The 23,893-nt window shown below is 48.0% G+C and carries 13 protein-coding genes, 1 tRNA gene and 2 pseudogenes; 7 read left to right on the top strand and 9 right to left on the bottom strand.

Annotated features, from left to right (window positions below; translation table 11 throughout):
- Positions 1–139: 139 nt before the first annotated feature.
- From FERRO_RS06480 to FERRO_RS06470, 3 genes are all read left to right on the top strand, one after another.
- Positions 140–784, top strand: coding sequence for a DsbA family protein (locus FERRO_RS06480; protein ID WP_056930074.1), 645 nt, complete (start codon positions 140–142; stop codon positions 782–784).
- Positions 784–1,203 carry a thiol-disulfide oxidoreductase DCC family protein gene (locus FERRO_RS06475; protein WP_056930073.1) on the top strand — a complete coding sequence of 140 codons (420 nt, stop codon included), beginning with the start codon at positions 784–786 and terminating at the stop codon, positions 1,201–1,203. The genes FERRO_RS06480 and FERRO_RS06475 overlap by 1 nt, the downstream gene beginning before the upstream one ends.
- A 69-nt stretch (positions 1,204–1,272) precedes the next feature.
- Positions 1,273–2,892: an FMN-binding glutamate synthase family protein gene (locus FERRO_RS06470; protein ID WP_082601228.1), complete on the top strand. Its 1,620-nt coding sequence runs from the start codon at positions 1,273–1,275 to the stop codon at positions 2,890–2,892.
- Between the two features lie 14 nt (positions 2,893–2,906).
- Here FERRO_RS06470 and FERRO_RS06465 read toward each other — a convergent pair whose 3' ends face one another.
- Together FERRO_RS06465 and phaZ are read right to left on the bottom strand one after the other, a co-directional pair.
- Positions 2,907–3,275, bottom strand: coding sequence for a hypothetical protein (locus tag FERRO_RS06465; RefSeq protein ID WP_056930072.1), 369 nt, complete (start codon positions 3,273–3,275; stop codon positions 2,907–2,909).
- Positions 3,276–3,288: 13 nt separating this feature from the next.
- Positions 3,289–4,515 carry a polyhydroxyalkanoate depolymerase gene (gene phaZ, locus FERRO_RS06460; RefSeq protein WP_056930071.1) on the bottom strand — a complete coding sequence of 409 codons (1,227 nt, stop codon included), beginning with the start codon at positions 4,513–4,515 and terminating at the stop codon, positions 3,289–3,291.
- A 258-nt stretch (positions 4,516–4,773) separates the two neighbouring features.
- Between phaZ and FERRO_RS06455 the strand changes: the two genes are divergently transcribed.
- Positions 4,774–5,691, top strand: a complete 918-nt coding sequence (locus FERRO_RS06455) for an alpha/beta hydrolase (RefSeq protein WP_056930070.1) — start codon at positions 4,774–4,776, stop codon at positions 5,689–5,691.
- 408 nt (positions 5,692–6,099) lie between these two features.
- On the opposite strand, the gene FERRO_RS06450 is transcribed toward FERRO_RS06455, so the two are convergent.
- Both FERRO_RS06450 and FERRO_RS06445 read right to left on the bottom strand, forming a co-directional pair.
- A complete protein-coding gene (locus FERRO_RS06450) occupies positions 6,100–6,600 on the bottom strand; it encodes a GNAT family N-acetyltransferase (RefSeq protein WP_082601226.1) in 501 nt (166 codons plus the stop codon).
- A gap of 4 nt (positions 6,601–6,604) precedes the next feature.
- On the bottom strand, positions 6,605–7,276 hold the full coding sequence (locus tag FERRO_RS06445; RefSeq protein WP_056930069.1) for a pirin family protein: 672 nt from the start codon (positions 7,274–7,276) through the stop codon (positions 6,605–6,607).
- A gap of 195 nt (positions 7,277–7,471) precedes the next feature.
- Here FERRO_RS06445 and FERRO_RS06440 point away from each other — a divergent pair.
- The 3 genes and pseudogenes from FERRO_RS06440 to FERRO_RS06430 all read left to right on the top strand — a co-directional run bounded on the left by FERRO_RS06440 (position 7,472) and on the right by FERRO_RS06430 (position 9,715).
- Positions 7,472–8,098, top strand: a pseudogene (locus tag FERRO_RS06440) (IS607 family transposase).
- Positions 8,095–9,352, top strand: a pseudogene (locus FERRO_RS06435) (RNA-guided endonuclease InsQ/TnpB family protein). The pseudogenes FERRO_RS06440 and FERRO_RS06435 overlap by 4 nt, the downstream one beginning before the upstream one ends.
- 275 nt (positions 9,353–9,627) lie before the next feature.
- Positions 9,628–9,715 (top strand) — tRNA-Ser (locus FERRO_RS06430).
- Positions 9,716–9,972: 257 nt separating this feature from the next.
- Here FERRO_RS06430 and FERRO_RS06425 read toward each other — a convergent pair.
- The 5 genes from FERRO_RS06425 to FERRO_RS06405 all read right to left on the bottom strand — a co-directional run bounded on the left by FERRO_RS06425 (position 9,973) and on the right by FERRO_RS06405 (position 23,869).
- Entirely contained in the window at positions 9,973–10,767 is a 795-nt protein-coding gene (locus FERRO_RS06425) for an HNH endonuclease (RefSeq protein WP_056930068.1), read from the bottom strand.
- Positions 10,764–14,732 carry an Eco57I restriction-modification methylase domain-containing protein gene (locus FERRO_RS06420; RefSeq protein WP_056930067.1) on the bottom strand — a complete coding sequence of 1,323 codons (3,969 nt, stop codon included), beginning with the start codon at positions 14,730–14,732 and terminating at the stop codon, positions 10,764–10,766. Before FERRO_RS06420 ends, FERRO_RS06425 begins: the two co-directional genes overlap by 4 nt.
- Before the next feature lie 6 nt (positions 14,733–14,738).
- Positions 14,739–17,240, bottom strand: coding sequence for a helicase-related protein (locus FERRO_RS06415; protein ID WP_204374786.1), 2,502 nt, complete (start codon positions 17,238–17,240; stop codon positions 14,739–14,741).
- Positions 17,241–17,608: 368 nt separating this feature from the next.
- Positions 17,609–22,903, bottom strand: a complete 5,295-nt coding sequence (locus FERRO_RS06410; protein WP_056930065.1) for a DEAD/DEAH box helicase — start codon at positions 22,901–22,903, stop codon at positions 17,609–17,611.
- Positions 22,904–22,963: 60 nt separating this feature from the next.
- The gene (locus tag FERRO_RS06405; RefSeq protein WP_204374785.1) at positions 22,964–23,869 is read right to left on the bottom strand and encodes a helix-turn-helix transcriptional regulator; all 906 of its coding nucleotides are present in this window, start codon (positions 23,867–23,869) and stop codon (positions 22,964–22,966) included.
- Positions 23,870–23,893: the final 24 nt, after the last annotated feature.

Below are 23,893 nucleotides of genomic sequence, written 5' to 3'. Positions count from 1 at the left end.
AGAGCCTCAAGTATATAAAAATATCCACTTGTTGTACCAAAAAAAGATTTAAGTAAGGGAATGATTCCAAGTACAACTAAAAAGAAAAAATAGAGTCACAATACTATTCGCTATATCAACAATTGTTAAGGAATCATCAATGACTCAACGACATTTAATCTATTTTGCTGACCCCATGTGTTCCTGGTGCTGGGGGTTTTCTCCGGTGATTGATGCCATTCAATCCCAGTTTGGTGCAACCCTACCCATTAAATTGATTTTAGGAGGATTAAGACCCGGCACTGACAAAGCTATGGATTCAGCTGATAAAAATGATATCCGTAGCCACTGGGAACATGTTCATGAGGCATCACAGCAACCCTTTGATTTTAGTTTTTTTTCAAGGGAAGGATTTATTTATAATACCGAACCTGCAGCAAGGTCGGTGGTGACTCTTCGTCGCTATCGCGCTGATTTAGCTTTAGAGGCACTCAAGTCTATCCACAGAGCTTTTTATGCTCACAATCAAGATGTTACTGATTTACAAGTCTTAACGCATATTGCCAGCTCACTCGGCATGGATAAAGAGAGTTTTCAGGAATCATTTCTCTCAGAGAGTATCAAAGAAGAAACTTGGTCTGATTTTTCCCTATCCCAGTATTCTGGGATCACTGGTTTTCCTACCTTAGCTGCTGGCTTCCACCAGGACCAACCTTATACTCTCATCACCCATGGTTTTCAACCAGCTTCGAGCGTTTTAGCAATGATCACTACATGGATGAATGCTCTAGAGGAACAACACTGATGCCTTCGACAGAACTCAGACGACTCACTTTATTCTACGATGGGGCTTGTGCTTTATGTCAAGCAGAAATCCTTTTCTTATCAAGTCGTAATCAGGAAGGATTATTAGATTTTGTTGATGTACAGTCCACTCATTATGACCCGATTCAAACTGGCGTCTCTTGCGCAGCCGCTCTCTCCGCCATGTACGCCCAATATGATGACGGCGAAATGATCCATGGAGTAAGGGTGTTTCCAGAGGCCTATAGGCGTGCACAGTTACCTCTTCTGGCTTGGCTTTTCTCAAGACAACTCTTGCAACCCCTATTTAAAGTCGGCTATTATTTTTTTGCCAAGAACCGACATGGCATTTCAAAAATATTGGGACCCACAACGCTGTGGTTGGTTAGAAAAAAAACAGCTAAACATAATTTGTCATAATTTTTTTAAGACAAATATAGGAGCCTACTGTAGTCTTAGCTACTTATTCAATCACTCAGATTACTTAATATGAATGTTTGGTTGCGTTACGTACCGTGGCTGTTAACTGGGATCCTGTTTGTTTATACCGAACTAGACCATCCCGAGGATATTGGCTACTTTACTCTTTTCTATTCAAAGCTCTTTTTTATTCTCTTTTGTATTGGCTGGTATGATCTCTTGCAGCAACAGCATGCCATCAATCGTAACTATCCACTAATCGGCCATTTACGTTATCTTCTAGAGGCCATTCGCCCTGAAATCAGACAATATTTTGTGGAAAGCGACGAGGATGAAGTACCCTTTTCAAGGGCACAACGCTCTCTTGTTTATCAACGGGCAAAAGGTGAATCCTCTAATCGTCCTTTTGGTACACTCTCTCAAATTGAAAAAAAGGGCTACCAAACCCTTCTCTATAGTCTGCGCCCTGCGCCCATATTAACTCCTCAACAGTTAAGAGTTTCTGTAGGCAATCATCAATGTCGCCTTCCCTACTCCATCTCTTTATTTAATATTTCCGCCATGAGTTTTGGTGCCCTATCAGCTAACGCTATCATGGCCCTTAACCGGGGAGCGCAATTAGGTCAATTTATTCAAGACACAGGAGAGGGGTCTGTGTCTCAATATCATCTGAAACATCAGGGTGATTTAATTTGGCAAATCGCCTCCGGCTACTTTGGCTGTCGCGATCACAACGGTCATTTTAGTTTAGAAAAATTTAAAGAAGTAAGCCAATTACCCTCAATTAAAATGATAGAAGTAAAACTTTCACAAGGAGCGAAACCTGGTCATGGTGGTGTGCTACCTGGCGCAAAGGTCACTCGAGAAATCGCCCAGACACGCTCAATTCCTGAGGGAGAAACCTGTGTTTCTCCGGCCACCCATAGCGCCTTTAGTACCCCTATAGAGCTTCTTCATTTTATCAATGTGTTACGTGAGCATTCAGGAGGTAAACCCCTTGGTATTAAACTGTGTATCGGCCAACCCAAAGAATGGTTTGCTTTAGTTAAAGCCATGCTCGCCACCGGTTTTCATCCAGATTTCATTGTCGTGGATGGCGCTGAAGGAGGAACAGGATCCGCTCCTATAGAGTTTGTAGATCATGTAGGATTACCCCTTAAAGAAGGGCTGCACCTCGTTCATCAGAGCCTGATTGCCAGCGGTTTACGTGAAAAAATCAACATCGGCGCCTCTGGTAAAATCATCTCAGGTTTTGATTTGCTAAAAGTGATTGCATTAGGAGCTGATTGGGGAAACTCCGCGCGCGGCTTCATGTTTGCTCTAGGATGCATTCAATCGCTAGCCTGCCATCTGGATACCTGCCCCACAGGCATTGCAACACAAAACAAGCAACGTCAAAAGGCTTTAAATCCTGAGGATAAGGCAGTAAGAGTCGCTCACTTTCATCACGCTACTCTCATTGCCTTCGCAGAGTTGACAGCTAGCATTGGCGTACAAGAGCCTAGCCTAATCAACCCTAAATTCATCATGGAACGGCAAAGTGACGGCCAATTAGCCCCCATGTCAAAGCGACTTTACACGCTACCACAGGGATCCTTCACTAATCTGAGTCAACCGCTTGATTACATAAGTGACGTACCCAAGGAAATCATTGACGCTTGGAATGAATCCAAGATGACTCAATTCTGATTATTAATCGTTATTTATGTCGTTGTTTTAATAATAGTTGCCAAATGCTCCCCTGAGACAGGTTGCATATTATGAAAGAAGTTACTCATCAATTGATCATATTTCTTCCAAGTAGCGATATTTAACGCCATCATATGCGCTTGAACTTGAATAGTCTGTTCAAATAACTCCTGCGGCTGCGGCAATTGATGAGTTTCAATGGCTTTCACTATTTGTATAGTGAATTGATCAGATTGTTTTTTAATACTCTCCAAGTGTTGAGTTGTATGTTCTTTTTGAATATTAAATAAATGGTTACTCAAGGTCCAAAGAGGCAACCAAGTGGCATTCATTTTTTGCAAAACCACTGAACTGGGGTTTTGTAAGGGGGGGTCGATTGTCATAATATGTTCTCCCTTAACTATTTTCTATTTCATTGATAAATCGGGTAATCTTAGGTGCAATTTCTTCTCGAAATACGCGTCCATTAAACGTTCCATAATGGCCAACCTCAGGAACCAAAACGTACTCTTTATGGGAGTCCGGCAGATTATTGGTAATGTGTAAAGCCGCCTGGGTTTGCCCAATTCCACAAATATCATCCTTTTCACCCTCAATGACTAATAGGTGCGTATGTCTGATATGGGCAGTATCCACAAGATGCCAGCGACTCATCATCTCGCCCTTAGCTAAACTAAATTTTAAAAACACTTGATCAATAGTTTGTAAATAGAACTCTGCCGTTAAATCCATGACAGACAAATACTCATCATAGAATTGTTTTTTTCTCTCAGCATCCTCGCCATTACCTTCCACCAGAGATTCAAACATGGACTCAATAGATTGCATATGGCGCTGGGGGTTCATGGCCATAAAACTATTTAACTGTATAAAACCTGGATAGACTTTTCGGCCAGCACCTAAATTAGGCGGCGGGACAATTTGAATTAAATTTTCCTCAAACCAGTTCAAATCATGTTCAAGGGCGAATTGATTCACTACAGTGGGATTTTCTCTCGCATCAATGGGCCCTGCAATCAGAGTCAGTGATCGGGGTTGGCAACGATCCCCCCAGTCGGCCATGATTGCTGTGGCAGCTAAAGCTGGGACTGTAGGTTGACACACTGCCAGCACATGAGTGCCTGAGCCAAGAAAGTGCATAAAATCCACTAAATAATCAATGAAATCATTAAGATTAAACAAGTCGGAGGCGATAGAGATGTTTTTACAATTTAACCAATCCGTAATGTAAACATCGTGATCTGGTAAGAAGGTTTCGACCGTTTGTCTCAGCAATGTGGAGTAATGACCCGAATAGGGAGCAATGATAAATAATCGTGGTTGTTTGCGATGATAATTGACTTTTTTAAAATGGACCAACTGACAGTACGCTCTTTTAAGAACCACTTCATCTTCTACCCGGTAAGCAACACCATCAACCATGATCTCGTGTAATTGCCATTTGGGTTTTTCATGAATCCCAGAAAACTCCTCGAAGACTGTCATCCAGGCATTCACCGTATTAAGCCATGGCGCTGCAACTCCAGAATGAGGCATCTCTTTAATCAAACTTTTAATAATGCGACTTGATTGCCTGGCGGGACTTAGCATCAAATTGAACGACTCTTCAATAAAATAAAGCATTTTTACCTCAATAATAAGGTTACTAATATTTAGTTTTAACCCATTTAAAAATAACAAACTGTTATTTTTTATGTTTACATATTACTAGACATGAAATTTATGACATCTTGATGTCTAAAGTAGGGTTGATGAAAATAATAAAAAGTTATTCTCATCACGAAGCCAAATACCTTAGATGAGTTTCACAGATGGGGGCAACCACTCTCAAAAATCCTGTATATTAAAATGGATAATTTTTTACATAAATGGACTATTTGCATGAAAAAAGCATTCCGCCTCTTATTAATGCCCCTCCTCTTCATCCTGATGCATGGATCCTATGGAGCCTCGTTTCCCGATTGGCATCATATGGATCAGGATACTTTAAACCGCTCATACAATAACTCCCTAGCGGTTCCTGAAAGTAAAGAAATGTTCAATCATTGGGTGATCGAGGCCAAAGAGTTTCGTGCAAGCCATGCTCAGTATTTAGATATTCCTTACGGCCCTTCAAAACGAGAAAAACTAGATATATTTGTAGCCGCTCCAAATGCCCCGACTTTAGTCTTTATTCATGGTGGGTTTTGGCAAATGCGATCAAAGGATGATTTTGCTTTTATTGCTAAACCCTATGTAAAGGCAGGCATTAATGTGGTTATGGTGGGCTATCCCCTAGCACCGGAGGCTAGCATGTCAGAAATTGTTGCGGCTTCTCAAAGAGCTATCACTTACGTGCAACATCACATACAAGACTGGCAAGGTGATCCCCATCGAGTGGTAGTCAGTGGTTGGTCATCGGGCGGTCATCTCACCGCGGAAGTAATGAACAACTCCATCGTTTCTGCAGCCGTCCCACTGAGTGGCATCTACGATTTAGAGCCTTTGGTGGGGAGTTATATTGATAAAAAACTTCATCTCTCTCAACAGGAGGTAAAACAATTTTCCCCTATGAACGACATCCCGCCAAAGGCTCTACCTATTTATATTTTTGTCGGTGGTGCCGAATTATCAGAGATGAGAAGACAATCCTACGACTATGCCGCAAAATTAGCCGCCCTTCATCAGCCAGGTGGATTTAAAGAATTACCTCAAAAAAACCATTACACCATCTTGGCTGACATGATCAATCCTGAAGGAGAAATTTATCGTACGTTAATCCAAGTGCTCCAGGGCAAGTCTTTAACTCTTAATCAATAAATTTTTCATTGGATTTTTTGTTGACATCCTCCTTCCTAAATAAGGGGGGTTCATACAGAGCTCTGCGGGGTCAATTCGACGATGGCTTCTATGAGCTCTTGCTGTGTTGAGCGACATTATCATTGCCGGCGATCCAAGGTAACACCTCACCACTTGAGGTAGAACTAAGTACAGAGAAATTCCATGAGCAGCTCATTAGTGAACTAGCTAACAAGTCATTGGGCTAACTTGGAGCCAAATGTAGTCTTGTTGAGTACACACTCATCCGGCAACAGAACAGATGATAGATCACCCATCATTGACTATTAGCGTCCATGAAGAAAAAAACATAAATTCAATTGACTGATTGGATAACTTTGTATGTTTATGATACGACAACGACCTTTTAATAATGAGTAGAGAGGAAAATTATCCCAAGTACGATAAGACAAGATAGTCTTCCTCTGCAAACTGAAAGGAGGCTACTGGCTTCATACCCATTTTTTCGTGGGCACGAATCGAAGCAACATTACTTTTTCTAATAAAGAGCACTGCCTCTCGCCCCTCTTCCATAGAACGCAGTAAATTAAACATCGCCTGAGCTAGTCCCTGACCACGCATATCTTCCCTGACGCACACTGGACCATATATGTAACTATTTGAGCTGGCTTGGTAGGCATCAAACATGGCAGCAATAATCGGTATGTCTTGATTCATCTCTGGCTTACTATTCATTAAAAAAGCAACCACTTGATGATCACGGCGCGCCACCACAACGGGTCGATGGACTATCATATAAGTAATCTGTGACAAGTTGAAGCTTGCCGCTAGATTGCCGCCACGCTCGGGCTGATTATCAGCTTGCAGCGTCATAATGCCATCTAAGTCTGCCAAAGTTGCCCGATCAATTATTAACTCGCTAGACATCATGATGTTAATATAAAGATGGAGAAGCCACTAATAAAAAGCTCCCCTTAACAGTTGAATCATTCGTATAACCAGCTTTTTCATTGTCACGATCATATAACCAAACTTTCCAATGTGCTGGGACAGGCATAGTTATTTCAGATGTACTCCACCCATCAATCATAAGTAGTTCTTGTGGAATGCCCATGGGGCTCGTTAAGCCCCATGCCGTACCTACCAAGATACGGCATCGACTATGAGCCGTTTTATAGATAGGGACATCCTTTGCCTCAAGATGAAATGTCTGCGCTGGAGAATGGCGTAAATCTTGAGGCAGGTCAATAAACATTTGTGCTCCATGAATTCTGGAGCCTGCTCTTGGTATTTGGGTGTGCTCAACGCCACGGCCTGCCAGCGTCCAATGAACGTCCCCAGCACCAAATTGGTGATTGGTTCCAACGCTGTCGGAGGAGTCCATGTGCCCTATTGTATCTTCAAAAAGAATAGCCACAGCACTAATATGCCGATGGGGATGCAATGGAAAAGTGGGCGCAGTCATCACATAGCTATCACAGAGGAGTACTGCCCCAAGACCTGATTTCTCGCGCCATTGATATCCCCAAAAGCCTGATCCTTCACTGCCACCAATCACCGCATCAGGTCTACGAAATTGGCTATTATTTTGTGTAGTATTACTCATCCACACATCCCGAATTTATTTAACATATTCTATTTTAAAATAGTAAAACACTTGTTGTACTATTTAAATAAGCGCTTAAAGAATAGTCCTTAAAATTGAAGAATAATTTGTTGATATTGAATCTTCATTTCTCTAGGTTAAGGGTTAATTGCAGAACAAATTGAACTTGTCCAAAGTTATGCTCCCATAGTCAATATGAGCAGATATATAACAATCGGAAAGGCGGCAGAAGTGTTAGGGATTTCCACCTCGACATTGCGCCGATGGGAATCTAGCGGAAAGCTTGTACCGGAAAGAACGTCCGGTAACCAGCGCCGATATGATTTGTCCAAAATCAGGCCGTAAAGGTTTAGAACCGATAGCAAGGCGCTCAGAAAGACGATTGCCTATGCGCGTGTTTCGTCTCATGACCAGAAGGCGGATTTGGAGCGTCAGAAACAAGTATTAGAAATGTATTGTGCTTTGCAAGGCTGGACGTTTGAAGTGGTTGCGGACTTGGGTTCTGGCATGAATTACCACAAAAAAGGCTTAAAGCACTTGCTTGAGGATATTCTGGAAGGCTGGGTTGGAAGGCTGGTTATTAAGCATAAAGACCGGTTGTTGGGGTTTGGCGCGGAACTTGTTTTTGCTATCTGCGAAGCCAAAGAAGTTGAAGTGGTCATTCTCAATAAAGGCCAAAACTCAAGTTTTGAGGAAGATTTGGCAAAAGATGTATTGGAAATAATCATCGTGTTTAGCGCGAGATTGTATGGAAATCGCTCACGCAAAAACAAGAAATTACTGGAAGGTATTGGGGCAGCCGTTAAGGACTCATCGAAATGATGCAAGCACACAAAATCAGGCTTGACCCAAACTATGTGCAGGCAACGTATTTTGCTCGAGCGTCGGGTATCGCGGCTTTTCCTATAACTGGGCGCTGGCGGAGTGGTCTAAACAATACGAAGCTTGCAAGCTGGATGCCTCACTTCCCAAACCGTCTGAAGCTGCATTGCGTCGGCAATTGAATGGGGTGAAACGCGAGCAACTCCCTTGGATGCTGGAAGTAACCAAGAACGCGCCTCAGATGGCGATTATGCAGCTGGGTGTCGCGTTCAAAAACTTCTTTGCCAAACGTGTCAAATACCCCACGTTCCGGCGTAAAGGGGTGCATGATCGGTTCACGATCACCAACGACCAATTTAGCGTTGATGATTCCCGCAAATGTATTCCCGGCTTAGATTGGGTGCGTATCAGGAGCCATTGCGCTTCAAAGGCAAGATCATGTCGGCGACTGTTTCTCGGGTCGCAAAACATTGGTATGCCAGTATCAACGTAGAAACACTTGATGAGACGAAATCTAAAACCGAAAGCCAAGGTGCGATAGGTGTAGATTTGGATGTTTCTGCATTAGCAACGTTCTCGACGGGAGAAAAAGTATCCGGGCCGAAGGCGCATAAGGCATTAACACCTCGGTTAATTCGTTTGTCGAGAAGTTTGAGTCGGAAGAAAAAAGGTTCGGAAAATCGCAAAAAGGCAAAAGCGAAACTGGCAACGTTACATGCCAATATTACCAATATCCGAAGGGATTCTTTGCATAAGCTCACGACAAAAATATCGTCGCAATTTGACACAATCGGGATTGAGGATTTGAACGTCAATGGGATGACAAAAAACCGACATTTAGCCCGTGTTGTGAGTGATATGGGCTTTTTTGAGTTTCGGCGGCAGTTGACGTATAAAACCGGAATCAATGGCGGTTATTTGTTTGTGGCGGATCGATGGTATCCGTCCAGCAAGACCTGTTCTTGCTGCGGACACAAAGTTGAGAAATTGCCGCTTTCGGTACGTTCGTGGACGTGCCTTACTTGCGGCGTAGAGCATGATCGTGATGTGAACGCAGCGATTAACTTGAAAAGTATGGCCGTGAGTTCGGCTGGCGGTTGCCAGCCCTATCAACATACAGTTGATTGCACGGTGTCAGTCTGTGGAGAGAAAGGCGCTGGTTTGATTCTTGCGAATCAAACGAAACCGGCCTCTGTGAAGCAGAAACTCAGCCGTGAGGTTTGCTCAGTAATGAGCGGCTTTGCGCAAGTCTGAGAGAACGGTTTAAGCAGTTATTTATCCCGCGGAGTACAGAAATGGTGGTAGTTTTTTTTAGTTATAACTTATAATGTTTTTCATCATACCCCCATTCAAATACTTTTTTTTCTTGTCTACCCTGTGTGCGTCAGACCAAGAGTTTTCTCCTGCCAGTTGGATAAACCTTATTCTTTGAGTACCGGAATGGTTCCAAATACTATTAAAAAGACGAATGGAAAATAAAACGCAGTTATTACTTTATGGAAAACAATATTTTGTTAAAATAAAATAAAGGAGAAGTGGCAGAGCGGTTGAATGCACAGCACTCGAAATGCTGCATACTGAAAGGTATCGAGGGTTCGAATCCCCCCTTCTCCGCCAGTACAAAGACCTCAAACCTGCTCAGCAGGCCTTGAGGCAGCCTCAGGCCCCGCACCACGCGGGGCTTTTTGCTTTAGGCTCCTGACTGCGACCTCTGGCAGCAGCCCGTGAAAGGCGTCTCAAACCCCGTTTGTCTCAAAACCTCATGACTTTTTCGGATTTGGTTCCGAGCCGTGAATTTGCGGATTGAGGCAAATCAGGCTTTGAACCAAGCCGAACGAAATTTCGTTGTTCAGCTGTTTTTGATTGTCCGTAGCCTACAGTTGTTTGAACACTCGCTCACGATGCCAGGACAGGTAGGGTTCATGCTGTGGTTGAAGCCGGATGCAAAAATCCTCAGTCAGCCTCAGAACCTCAATAGTCGAATCCGAAAGTGCAGCACTCGGGACAACATGCCCGCTGCCTGATATCGTGATGAGGCCGGAGTCAAAGGCGGCGTCCCAATGGGCAGCTAACAGTAATCCGTTGAAAACATCCAACCGTTCAGTGTCGGAACTATCGGCCCACGGCTTTGCATGGCTGGCACGCAATAGCTCAGGAGCATCAAGCCCTGTGATGGCACAGCGACCGCCCCACAGAGCCAGCAAACCTTCTCGGAACAGGTTTTGGCCGACTCTTTGCCTAACAGTCGCCTCACGCTCCGTGGTGCTGATCTCAGACAACGCCTTTTCAAAGCGGCCAATCAGTGCGTTGGGCAGACTGCGAGAGAGTAGCCAGGCCCTTTTGAGCAGGACTTCGAGTTCGAAAATATCAGAGGCTTCGAAGGTACCGGCTATGTCGAATGACGTGCTGGGTAGCCTTGCTGAATTGATGGCTTGACCAATATCAGCCTCAAGCGCATGAACTACATTGGCCATTGACAAGGCGACAATGAAGCCGTTGCTTGTCGAAGTCCAAATGGCGCACTTGAGTGGTGCGTGACTGCTTTCACCGACTACTGAGCCCTGAAGATCCAACAAAATATCAAAACCTGCATCGCGAGCGGCTTTACGAACCGCATGGCTCTCAAGCACAGTCAATGCAGATCCAATAACGCCAGTGGTGGCATTCATAGCTCGCCTTGCTCCAATTTATCCCATGCTTCTAGTACAAGGCGACGCGTACGGTATTCGCCAAGGTGCCGTATTTCTTTGGCTTTAAGCCCTCGGAATGTTTCGCTTGGATAGTCATCTCCCATGATGTCTGACGGATCCAAGATGTAACGCAAATCATCTCTTGTCAGTCCATAAAGTCGTGCATAAATGGCATCCAATTCAGAACGCAAAATCGCGCGATGATCCGGGTTCCAAATCCAAGGCTTACCTCGCTCCGTAGCTGAGCGCGGATCGTAGAGCGGGTTTTCGTTCACAACTTCAAGATAGTACCCAAGCATATCTTTCGAAGTTACCAAAAGCTCAAGAACTCTAGGAACAATTAGTTCGACATAAGCTGTCGTAAACATTTTTGGTGCTAATAAGGGTAACTGTTTTGGTATAAAAAAATTGAAATTAGTTCCGCCAATTTTTGTTCTAGCACAATAGTCAAATACCAGAGATGAAATACACGCAGAAAAACAAGACCACAAAGAAGCATGCTTTATCTCATGCGAAAGAAGCAAATGAAGAGAATTTCCAGCGCCATATCTTGGAACGATACTCCCGATAACAGATCGTTCATTTGTCGCGTTGGTAATGCCTCGCCATCCGTATATCCATGGATGATCCCAATTTTTTTCCTTTAACTTGTCATCAACAACTGAATTTTCGATCCAATACCTAGGCTGTACTGCACGATTAACATCAGCTTTCTCCTCGTCTGTCATATCCCGAGAATCGTCTGTATCTCCAACATAGGTTGCCCATCTGTGGTCAAACTGGTGCACCATCTTTGCTTCATACAAAGGTACTGGGGCAGTCAATTCACTTTTCCGACGTGCGTCATGAAATAGCCCGCTATCTCCCGACATGTGGAACATGGTCATGAATTTAATACCCCACGGATTTCCGTCAGGCTTGCTCTCATCCCAAAGAACTGGTACACGCTTGTAAATGCCACTCGTTATTTCCGCGTCTTTTTGACTTCTAAATACTGGACAAGTTCTAGTGTTGGGATTTAGGCGTGCAATGTCATCTGCTGTCAATGTAAAGCTGCGACGCGGGTCTTTAAGTTGCTCCGTATTGCCCAAAAAGAACGCAAACCTAGCTGCCTCAGCAGAACCTATAGTCAAAAGACAAAACTTGAAACTGCGATGTACTCCAGCAAAGAGGCCTTCCCTATTTTCGAAATCTACCAACTGCACGATACGACCTTTGCTGATCTCACCAAAGAATGCACTGGTCGAGTCGTCAGTCGCAATCCCACTTGGCAACACTAGACCAGCGCGCCCTTGTGGGTGCAATATCTGCAAGGCTGTTTCCGCAAAGAGCGCATAGGTGTTGACGTCGCCTGTACCCGTTAAGGGATACCTGGGGCCATGACAGAACACACTGCCCGCTTCAGCTATTTGCTTTGCAGCATTAAAGTCGTCGTAGATGCGGCGCTCGGGGCTACCCGGGGCTGAAAGTCCCAAAGCACGAATGGCACGCTCGCGCTCGGCTTTGTTCCTTGCTTCCGCAACTGCGGGTGCACGCTCTGCAAAATACTCCTCCTCTTGGAGTTTCATGCGTTCCCAAGGTGGGTTAGCCAAGATGACTGAGAAACCACCTCTCGCAAAGACTTGTGCGAACCCAAGCCTCCAATGCAAAAGTGGGACTCGCTTGGCAAGGTTAAAAGCCGCTTGCTTCTTCCTCTCTGAAACTGTTTGTCCCAACAATGCGTTCATTACATCTTGTGTCGTCGGTACGTCGGTATCTGTCTCTGTGCCATGTTTCGGCAACAAATAGGAAGCGCAGTACAAATTCAGTGCAAGGCTAAGACCATCTGTGCCTGCGTCAAGCTGCAATCGTTCATAAGCTTGTCGCTTGGCAGCAATCTCTGCCAAGGTTTCGTCCGGCAAGACATCCAACTGTTGTAATGGAAGGGCTGTCGCAGACAAGTCCATAGATTGCAGGCTTTGACTGAAACTTGCAGCTTCTCGCATGCGCAGCAATCCAGTCCGTTCAGTTCTATTGCGTCGTTTCAAGTCGCGACAAAGAGCAGCGTCATCACCTGTCAAGGCCGTGAAGGCCGTGTCGGGAACACCATCTAAGATCATTTTGGGATCCATCACGCCCAAGAGCCCGTTACCAAGCAGAAAGTGATGATCAATGAATCCAAGCGGAGCATCAGGCGTGTAGCCCTCTAGCCACAATGCCATCCGAGCTAGCTCCAATGCCATTGGGTTCATGTCAACGCCGTAGACGCAGTGGGTCACAACATCCCTAAGTGCATGCCGATAATCTTCTGGTGTTGGCTGGCCGCTATTGCCTAAATGCGCGTCTCGCATTTGTGCACGCACTCTAGCCAAATGACCTGCGATGCGGCGCGCAGCAGCAAGTAAGAAATGGCCACTTCCGCATGCGGGGTCAATAACGCTAAGCGCCAAAAGCGCATCTACAGCGTCTTGTCCCACTGGGTGCGATTCAAGCGTGCTGGCAATGACTGGTTCAAGAGCAGACTCAAGTTGGACCTGCACCAAGGAGTCGTGTGTGTAGTAACTACCTGAAGTTTTGCGTGCATTTCCCCTTGTAGCCGCTCCCGTGTGAAAACTAAACTGCCTATGGTCATTACTAAGCATGGGCACCAGCTCAAGCAGACTTTCGTATATGCTGCCTAACTCCTCGGGCCCCATGTCCCGCCAGTTAACCCGAGTCAATGGCGCATTGGCCTCAGGGCGCAACCAGGCTAAGTGAAACAAAGCAGAAAGCAAGAAGCGATTTTCGAGCTTGCATGCATCGAGCGATGGGCACTGATTTGAATCAAATAAGCCGCCTAGAGGTGGCAGTGCCAGAAGGGGTTCGCCTACTCCTAAACCAATCCAGACCTGCCTTAAAGCTTGCCACAGGTCACCATGGCGGTCATGTGCACTGCGACGGATAGCTCGCTCACGCAGTCGCTGTAAGCTGTATCCGTCTGCATACAGCGCAACGGCACTTGGGTCGGCATCACTTCGGTGAAGAATTTCACGTTCTTCCACCGTGAGCAGAAAAATCTGCCGATAGACCAAGCGCAGTAGTTCGCGCAAATATTCATGCGAGCTCAAAGTTCCAGTGGCCAAGGCATCTCTAAGTGCCGTATTGGCCGGATGGCTAACAAAGCCTTGCCCAAGTTCGAGTAAGGCTTCTTCCACTCCGCCGCGCAAGGTTTCACGTGCGCGCGTGCCTTGCTCACGACACGCGTTACGCCATTGCTCCAAGGCACAATCAGTGGAATTACTTCCTGATGAACCAAAACGTGAAGAGTGCAAGAGGAGCCACATGACTGAGAAATCAGCATATCGCTCTTCAGCAAATAAACGTTCCAGGTCGACTTCGACCCATGCTGGTCGCGTTAGGCTGGCGTTGTCTCGTGCAATTCGCAGTTGTAAGCCATTGGTCGCGATACCCCAAAGGGCGTCGGGCATGGCATTCAGACTTTCTTGCAGTAAGCCAAATGCGCTGCGCTTCCTGATCCGCTCACCTGAGTTGTCGCCCAAGCGGTCGTGGGCTACATCTAACGCTTTTACTTCATCGTGTGGGGATATGACAATTGGGACATGACCGTTGAGTGCGCTGAATTGCACAGGATAGTTGCGTTCGGCAATGACGATTGGTTTAGTCTGCTTGGCTAAACTGAATGCAAAGCATTGCCGTAAAAGTTCGGCCGCAAAGTGTTGGCTGATGCCCCAAGCATCCGAATTGTGTTGCTGGCGTGCTTGGTCAAATTGTCGCCATAGCGTTTGGGCAGATCGCCAGGCGAAGCCGATCTCTTCGCGCAAGTTGAAACCTGCGCGAACACCATAGTCTGCATCTGCTTGCATGGCCGCTTGCTGAGCGGATACTTTTGCAAGCCATTCAGAAGTGAATAATCCACCCTCAATGCTGAGGGTATCGACGTGTAATACGGTAGAAGTTCTAGACATGGCGATTCAAAGCCCCAAAGCCGGAAGCAAGACAAACACGCCAATTACATCTACTGGCAACAAAGGCGTCACTTCGTAGCGACCTTTTGATCTGGACGCTTCTCGTACCCTTCGATGGTCTGCAAGCAACAATTCAGAGCGCTCGCGGGCAAAATTTTCAACAACTGGCATCCATTGGTCTTGCTGAGCCAAAGCGCCAGATACGCGTGCCTCTCTTGTACGGTCATCTATGGTCTCAGTTGGTGGCGCGGTGAGCCATTGAAGCGGCTCATCTCCAGACAGTATTTCAAAGCGCTTGCCGCCATCGACCGATCGCAATGCAACAGCAATGGCTTCTTCGACTAAAAGTGTGTCGCCGCCACGGGCATCTGCGCTGCTCAACTGATGGCGAAGTCGAAGCATCAGGACAGTGGTTAGGGATTGCACAGTGGTGCTTACCCAGCAACCAGTTCGCCCGAGCATGGCAGGGTCGGTCATATTGCGTTCTTGCTCGAGACCAGCATCTGCCAGAGTGCGTTCAAGTAAGCCTTCGGCTAGCGTGCTTACCAACGGGTGGCTGCGATGGACGAATCTCGTGCCCACTGGGGCCGGTACAGTGAAGCTCAACCCGACAGTGCCGCTGATCCCGTCAGCTAACATTCGCTCGCGTAAGTCTTCAGGTAAATTTGCGAGCGGTGCCCGGTATCCTTTGTTTCCAGTTGGACTTCTGGCCTCCAAAGCGCCGCCCAGACGGCGCAGCGCTCGCTGTGTAAATCGCTGCACATCGTCGGAGTTGCCCAAAGCTGCTTGCATTTTTTTCCATTCAGGCAGAACGTCTTCGGGCTTGATTCGATTTTGAGCAAAGACGGTGCGATTTTTCTTCGCGCGCTCAGCCATATCCGTCCAAGCGACATCAAGCTGCTGAAAAGCCGGGAGATCATCAAAGTCAAACGTTTCCTGCTTTTGACGACCGCGCTGGCCACTGAGTACTGCTTGCATGAGCGCTTGGGTTAGTGAGTGATCGTTGTCTGGCAATGGGACGGGGACCCCTAGGTCTTCGCGAATCTTTTTGGCCTTGCGCAATATGACCTTCAAAACAACTGCATCAACAGGATTGTTCTGTCCGTACATCAGCGTGGCACGCACGACGCGACTTTCTTGACCAAAACGATCGACGCGTCCTTCACGCTGCTCGTGACGGGTAGGATTCCAGCTCAAGTCGTAATGAACGACGGCATTGAAATGCTCTTGCAGATTGATACCTTCTGACATGCAATCTGTCGCAATCAGCATGGGGCGATCGGCCTCGCCAAGTTCGGCGACTACGGCTTTTCGCTCCTCAGGAGCTAATTCGCCGGTCACCACTCCTACTGTTACACCTGGAAATCTACTTTTCAGGTGTTGATGGAGGTAGTGCGCTGTTGCGATGTAGCGGCAAAAAACAACAGGGGCAAAGCCCTTGTTAAGGAGTTCTTTTTCTAAATGGTTGCGCAAAGCGGCAAGTTTTGGGTCACCACCTTCACCCGCAAGTGTTTGCGCTTGGGTTATCAGATCCTTCAGTCCTGGATCTGCACTGTCAGCTGGTAGCTCAGCGTCATCGTCCACCATTGCGTCCTCTGCACCATCAAATACCCGCTCTCGCAATACGTCCTCATCGGCATCAGTTACCTGCGTGGCCATTCGCGTTCGAAGAGATTGCAATGCGGCAGCCGGACTACTTGCCGCGCTACGCATCAAGGCTAAAGTGCCCCAGAAATTCAATCTTTGGCGGCGTTGGTCTGTGCCTGCACGCTCGACAACTTCTGAACAATAGTCCAAGACAGCATCAAAGAAGACGCCCCATCCACCGCTCAATTTGTATGGGAGGTCGGTTGTTTCTCGACGGGGAAAAACACCCTCATCGTTCCATTCGTTGATATCTTGGCGACGGCGCTGCACAAAGTGAACCGATAAGCGTCTGCGCAACTCATCGCGGGCGGTGCCTGTCACGCTACCCAGTTGTTGGAAATCGGTGTGCAGTAGTCCAAGCAGACTGTGAAAACTGTCTTCGTCCCCGGAGTGAGGGGTCGCTGTTAGAAAAAGCATGTGTCGCTGCTCGTCTGTTGCAAGCAGTCGTAATAGATCATGACGTTGATGACGGCCTCCACCGCTACCTGCGCAGGTATGAGCCTCATCCACAATTACCAACTCAGGGCAACGACTGGCAAAGTCACCTCGCCGACGGTCACTCTTGATGTAGTCCAAGCTCACAACGGTGTGTGGGTGAACTGTAAAAATGTTGTCGGTAACTGGCAGACCTCGCTCAAGCCGAGCTGCACTTGCCGCAGTGACAGCAACGGCTTTAATATGAAATCGGTCGTCGAGCTCCTGAATCCATTGTTCGACCAGGTGTGGTGGGCAAAGAACAGCAAATCGTCGAATTTCGCCTCTATCAAGAAGCTCGCGCGCGATCATCCCAGCCTCAATGGTTTTTCCGATACCAACGTCATCTGCAATTAAGAGTCGTATCACATCCTGTTTGAGTGCCATCAGGAGCGGAACTAATTGGTAAGCGCGGGGTTGAAAAGCCAAGTTCCCAAAACTTCGAAATGGACCAGCACCCCTTCGCAGTGACATCAGCAGGGCATCACGTAAGAGAAGCGATTCTTCGTGATTTGCGGCCTGCTTGACTGTTGGAGATGGAAAGGTCGCAGGCACTACCGGGTCAAATGTGGCTTCTAACGCAGGAGACACTACGGCGACGTCCGCCTCGCTTCCGGACAATGGGCGAAGGCGTAGACGCTCAGGACTGCTGCCAGGCATGACGATCCACTCCCGACCGCGTGCGCGTACCAACGCGCCAGGCGGGAAGATGGCGTTTCCAATATCAGATAAAACTGCACTCATGAATTATTTTCTCAATTAAGTAGACTGGTGAGCTTTTTTACAGCTTCCTCTTGGCCCGAAGGCGATAGCGGCCATAGAACGACCTCCAGGCCACGATCGATCAATGGGTTGGGCGATGTGCCCTCCAAGACCAATGCAATTCGTTTGCTTCGCCAAAGCGCAATAGTGGCTACCTCCGCCAAAGTCGCGCCAGTTTCACTGGGCTCGGGAAGTCCTAACTTCGCCGCATTGAATCCCATTAAAGATTCCGCAGAAGCTGCCGTTGGTGATTCTGACGAATCACTGGATGCTCCTTGTGCACTGGGTGGCGGCCCGATATCAGTTGCAGCAAGCAGTTGCGTTTTGACACCTGCCAGACGCAGTAGCAAAGCACGTGCTGCCTTGTCGCGCCTATCTATAACCAAGTGATCGGGTTGGTTGTAATAAGACAAAACACAGCGATAGCAGCCAGCTACACATTTTGTTCCGTTCACGTCATGCAAATGATCTGCGGCAGGAAGAGGCTCGCCGTATGCTGGAAGATCAAAGTGCAGTACTTTAAGAGCTGCATATGCAACCCTTGCCACAGCCTCTTCGTCATGCACTAGTCGAGTTAATACGCCAGCACCGCCTTCAGTGGCTTCGTAAAAAAGCACACCACTTCGATTCTTCCTGTCTGGCAATGGCTCGGCCAGTAGCTCGGATTCTTCCAGTTGATAGACAGACTCAATGCCGCGCTTCAATGCGTATTGAACTGTTGCAACGGTTATTTCAGGTGCGCCTTCTTCTGAAAGCTGAAGCAGCAACGCGTTCTTTCGGTCCATAACCCAAGGAACAATCAACTGGTTGGAAGTTCGCGTTGGATCCGGTTCCGCGCCATCATCCTCATCCATCTTGGCCCAATTGCCATTCAAGGGGTTCACAGCAAAGCCGTGTTGAGTCTGGTTAGCACGGCGACGCAATCCTTTGTTCAGTCTGCTTATCTCAGCACCTGGTCCATAACGAAGCGTGGCGATTGCGCCCTCAGCATCTTCTGCCCTGACTGTCCGTACGTCTGGATGGCCACTTTCGCGTCGAGCCCACCTGAAAATCGTTTGTAGATCAAATCCTTGGTGCTGACGTTCTTCATCATTTACCGTAATACGCTCTGCCGGTGAAGTGCGAACGTTTTCAATGCGGTACAGATTCAAAACGATATCGGCGTTGTCTGTTAGTGGAGCCTCGCACGCCCAGCAATGGCTGCGCCCACGGTCAGCAGGATCGGAATGGAAATGTGCACCACCGCAACTGCGGCAGATAGTTGCTGTATCCGTATTGAGCATGCTGCCAGCTGCCGATTCACCACGTGTCGATAGCTGAGCGGCAGTAACCCTGTATGCCCTACCTTCGTGATACACGAGACTTCTTGGTCCGAATTCGGAGAGGGCCAAAAATCGAGGACGCTGAAGATATGCGCCTTTGGTGTTGCGGTCGCCGCTACCAGGAATAAAGGCAGTTAATGGCAAGCGAGGGAAGTTATAGCCAGGTAGGAATGCCTCTGTTGCAAGGTACCGATAAGTATAAAAATCGCTTGCTGAGCTGTCTGAGCCCCGTTGTAACAGGTTGAGTTGATCAATGGCTTGCGCGTGTAAGGAACGAGCCGCATCCCGCTCACGCTGTGGCAAGTTGTGTGTATCCATTGTTCGGCGTGACTGGTCGCGTTGTCTAGCGGCACTTCGGAAAAGTTCACGCCAACGGTCGAAGGCATCGTTGAAGCGTTTAAGCGCCAAATCAGTAATGTCTTTTGTTAAAACATCTGTACCACGGAACCATGGAGCATCTTCGGGGTTGAGTTCAACTTGTAAAAGGGCCAGAACCTTCTTGATGCGCTCAGCAGCAAGTGGAGCGATTTCTGGCTTGGCGAGTGACTCACTTACCGTTGAATAAAGGGGTAAGTCTTTTTCTTCATTAGGTTCAACGACCTCCGAGATTGCTGCGCTGATTGGCGTGTTGGTACATGCCAGCCAAACAGCCTGCAAATGACTTCGCACTAACTCTTCATTGCCCAGGTCTAGGGTGGGGGCTCGAACCTCACCGTGAACCATGCCAGGAGGATCGGCAAAAAAGTATTGATCATGTGGACTGCGCGCTGCGCAGTAGGTCAGCACCAAAGCAGGCATACCACTTCGCCCTGCGCGACCACTGCGCTGCGCATAGTTGGCTGGCGTTGGCGGCATGTTTCGCAAGTACACCGTGTTCAATGCTGAAATATCGACGCCAAGCTCCATAGTGGGAGAGCAAAAGAGAACCGGTAAGAACCGTTGATGCTCTCCTAGCTCGTTCAATTTTTTGGCGTTTTCAGCAAGTCTCTTTTTGTCTTCTGAGCCATAACGAAAGCGCATTTCGCGGGCCTCGCGCCGGTTTTTATCGACCTGCGCAGTGTGCTCTCTCGCTTCAAAACCAAAATAGTGAAAGTCGGATGAAATCGCCTGAGACAAGTTGAGGTACAACGACCTGAAAAAGGCGTTGTCCATACCGCCTCGCTCAGACCTGCCTTCGCCAAGGTGAAATTCAATACAGGCATTCTTAAGTTGCCAACCTGGTGTCGTACCGAACGGAGTTGAAACCTGTGCAACCAGGCCAGCTTTGCCTGCAACTTGCAACATGCAACTCAATAGCTTTTGATAGTCGGGACGCTTAAGTGTTCGTGCGTCTGACCTCTCCCACAAATCGGGCTTACGCAAATCACGCCCAAGGCCTGAGAGGAAGCCAGCCCTTAATAATTTATCTTCATCCGCTAGCGAATTTTCACGACGTGCGGGAGGGAACTCCAGCAGGTAACGTGCAGTACGCATTTGTTCTTCTCTACCGAGCCCCCAGGGTGATCTAAGCGTATTGAGAGATCGACTGCGCAAGGTTTCCTGCTCAGCAGGCTCTAAAACTTCTGGGTCAAGCGCTAAACCTTGACGCATGACATCCAACAACACTCGGTAGGCACGCTTTCGAACTTCTGGACTGGACCCGGCCAATAAAGGAGGGGCATCTGCGAAATTGAGGTCATTACTGCAAAGGTCGTCGAGTCCAATATATTCAACGCGAACAAGACCTAGTTGTTCAAGGTTGGGATTGGTAAACCGCCACCCACGACGCTGATCAAACCATGCGCGGTAGGCAAGCACTTGACGCATTGCTTTCTGTGCATTCACAAAATTTGCGCCTTGCAGTTCTGCGTCCAGCAGCCACTCTGAGCGAAGACCCGCTTCTCCTAAGCGCTCAAAACCTAATGACTTGAATACCGCAAGGCCCAGTCGATCTGCAGAGAGTCCCTCAGCGCCAGCAGCTTTCACAGCCCCCAAAAATGCTGCCCTGAAAAGACTGACAAATAAGAAGTCGTTAAAGTGTCCTGCCTGAAGAGCCGCGTCTTGTCTGTTGTCGGTAAACCCCAGCATCTTGCGGCGATCGACCGGTATTGATTCTTGAGAATGCATCCAACGTAGTACTGAGTGCGTAAGGAGAGTGGTCGCTGACGATCTCCCCTCGGCAGACAGTGCTGCAAGTCGGTTTTTGTCCTTACCTTGTGCCGAATGGACTACCTTGCAGTTCAAGCAAAAACGGAATTTCCCCGGAATAAACCAGGCGTAAGTTCCAGAACCAATCTGGCCTGTGGGCTCCACAGCGATTCGTTCAGCTTTGTTTTTTCGAGCATCTTTTTTAAGTCGGATATCGCCGTGGCGATCTTCTTCAAGCCAAGCGTCTGGGTAGTCTTCATCTTTTCCTGAAAACTCGAACTGGCTGTCCTGAGGTTCAGGCATCAAAAAGCCATATTGGGGACGATCTAATCCCTCCGATTCTTCGCTGCGCTTGATCGTTGGCGGCACATCATCAATTTCACGCGGAAGAACCTGTGCTTGCGCACCCAGTTCAAGAAAAATGGGGTGGTATTCCTGACCACAATCCCTGCAAAAGTGAACGGGATAGAGTCGCTTTTCAGGTTGATCCGGCAGGAACTGTTGAGCATTAACTGTGAGCGTACGCTTTCCAGGTGCCTCAACCGTTGCGTAGGCTGTACCTGCACCCGAGATAAATTGATGTAACTTGAATGCAAAAAAACCGCGCTTACCGGTGTTATGTCCACCTGAGCGATCCGCCTCGGCCAGAGAAGTCACTAGTAAAAATTGGCGGAGGAAATGAGAACACTTTTCATGCGCTAGTCCTGAATCTTCAGACAACCACTGCGCGGCATTTTGTAGCGTTTGGGGTCTTGCCCGAACCCATTTGGCATCCTCCCAAGTGAGTCCAAGGCGAGTTTCAATCCAGATTGAAAGCGGGTGCAAAACAAGTTCGGCATCAGTAATTGAGGGTGACAAGCCCGCCTCAATTGCCGGTGCAAGTTGGTTTTTTACGGAATCGTTATGCAGACTGGGATTTGTTGCGCGAACAAGGGTCTCGCCGATGATGTCTGATGGTAGAACGGGTACGCCAAATAGTTTTGATGCGACAGCAGCTACAGCGGTACTGCGGTCTTCTGCTGAACCACTAGCCATCGTTGCAGATGTACCGATGCACTGCAATCCTTCGGGAGCGAGTAGCGCTCGAATGCGGCGAACAAGCAATGCAACATCTGCACCTTGACGTCCGCGATATGTATGTAGTTCATCAAGAACAAGATAGCGCAGGTTCTGACAATGCCCGATAACTTGTTGGTCTGTTGCATCTTGGCGAGTCATCAGATATTCCAACATCATGAAGTTGGTCAATAAGATATCTGGCGGATTAGCTGCGACGCTTTTGCGCTCCTCATCGCCTTCCTGGCCTGTGTATCTAGCGAACGTGATTGGCTGCGCTGGCTGGACATGCTTGAGAAATTTCTCAAGTTCTTCCATTTGGCTGTTTGCCAAAGCGTTCATTGGATAAACGATGATCGCTCTTGTCTTCTTTGTTTTATCAGTCGCTTTGGCCCGCAAGATTGCGTCGATGATGGGCACAAAAAAACAAAGCGATTTACCCGAACCCGTGCCAGTGGTGACTACATAACTTCGACCCTGCTTTGCCGCTGCTAGGGCTTGCACCTGGTGAGTGTGCAATTGCAGTGGTAATTCTGGTTCATCGGGTACTCTAAAAATAGAGGCTGTAGTTGAGGTTACTTCGCCTGATGCAGCAAGTTCATCTAAGGATGCACCTCGCTCGTAGTAGGGGGTGATCTGCAGTAAGGGCTCAGGCCAAAATTGATCTTTCGCGTAGATCTCGTCAATCTGACGCTTCAAATCATCGGCTCGAACTCTCGTAAAAGATCGTGCGAAATTGGCATAGTCTTGAACGATCTGTTGTCGAAGGTCAAAAACGTCCATGACGTGGCCCCTTTTGATTGAATTTTGTTTTATGTTTTTTGCAGCAGTTCATGGCATTCATCACTTTGAATCAACCGTGTTGTTGTATCCGGGAGCCAAAGCAGCGCTTTCAACGCCGTAAAGTGTTTGTGAATTCTTCAGCCAAAGATGGTGCTCTTTGGGGTCAAGGCTGTGCTTGGCCGAGCAATCTACCGACCAGCGTCTTAAGGCATAACCGACGAGTGGAGCTCGCATGTCAAGCGCCAGCATGCCGTTGTGCATCATGAAGTCGGCCTCGATCGCCTTGGGGTGGGCAATGCCTGGGTGGGGCACCAGCTCGATATGGACCAGCCGTGCCCACTGCACATCTGATTCAATTTGTTCTTCGACCGGGATGGGCTGATCAATGGCCTTGGCCTTGACGATCCGAGTCAATGCAAAGTCGGCAAAGCGGCCTCGCTCACGGTCATATGCGCGCAAATGCCAACGCAGGCCTGTGTCGGCCAAGGCTAGAGGGCACAGCGTCTTTGTTGAGGCTCCAGAGGTCAAAGACAGGTAGTTGACCTTGACCTGGCGTCTTCCCGCAATGGCACGTGTGAGCGTCGCCAGTGTTTCGATTTCGGGTTTGACCAGGTCGCTGGCGCTTTCACAGGGGACAGAGCGCTTGAGCTTCTGGTCCATGTTGTCGCCAAAGCCTGCTCGGAACCAGGTGAGAACGCGCTCTGCTGAGTGTTCAAACAAGGGTGTGAAGCGGTCGGTCGTCGCGTACTTGCGGTGACCTGCGTCGTAGAAGAGGTTGAGTGGTGCCAGGCGACGGTATGTGCTTAGGTCGCGTGCTGAAGCTGCAGGTTTGACCCCAAAGCGTCTCTCAATATCCGCGCGGGTCAGATCGCCACAGAAGAAAGCTTTGACTTCAATGTAGAAAAGTCGCTCTCTTTGCGTCTGCGTCAGGTCGTCAAGTGCAGCAGCGACACGTTTGTTGACCACGGATTTGTCTCCACCTTATTTGCG

The organism is Ferrovum sp. JA12 (genome assembly GCF_001431705.1).
GTDB lineage: Bacteria > Pseudomonadota > Gammaproteobacteria > Burkholderiales > Ferrovaceae > PN-J185.
The sequence above is the reverse complement of the archived record's forward strand: the minus strand, read 5'-3'. Positions and strand labels throughout refer to the sequence as shown.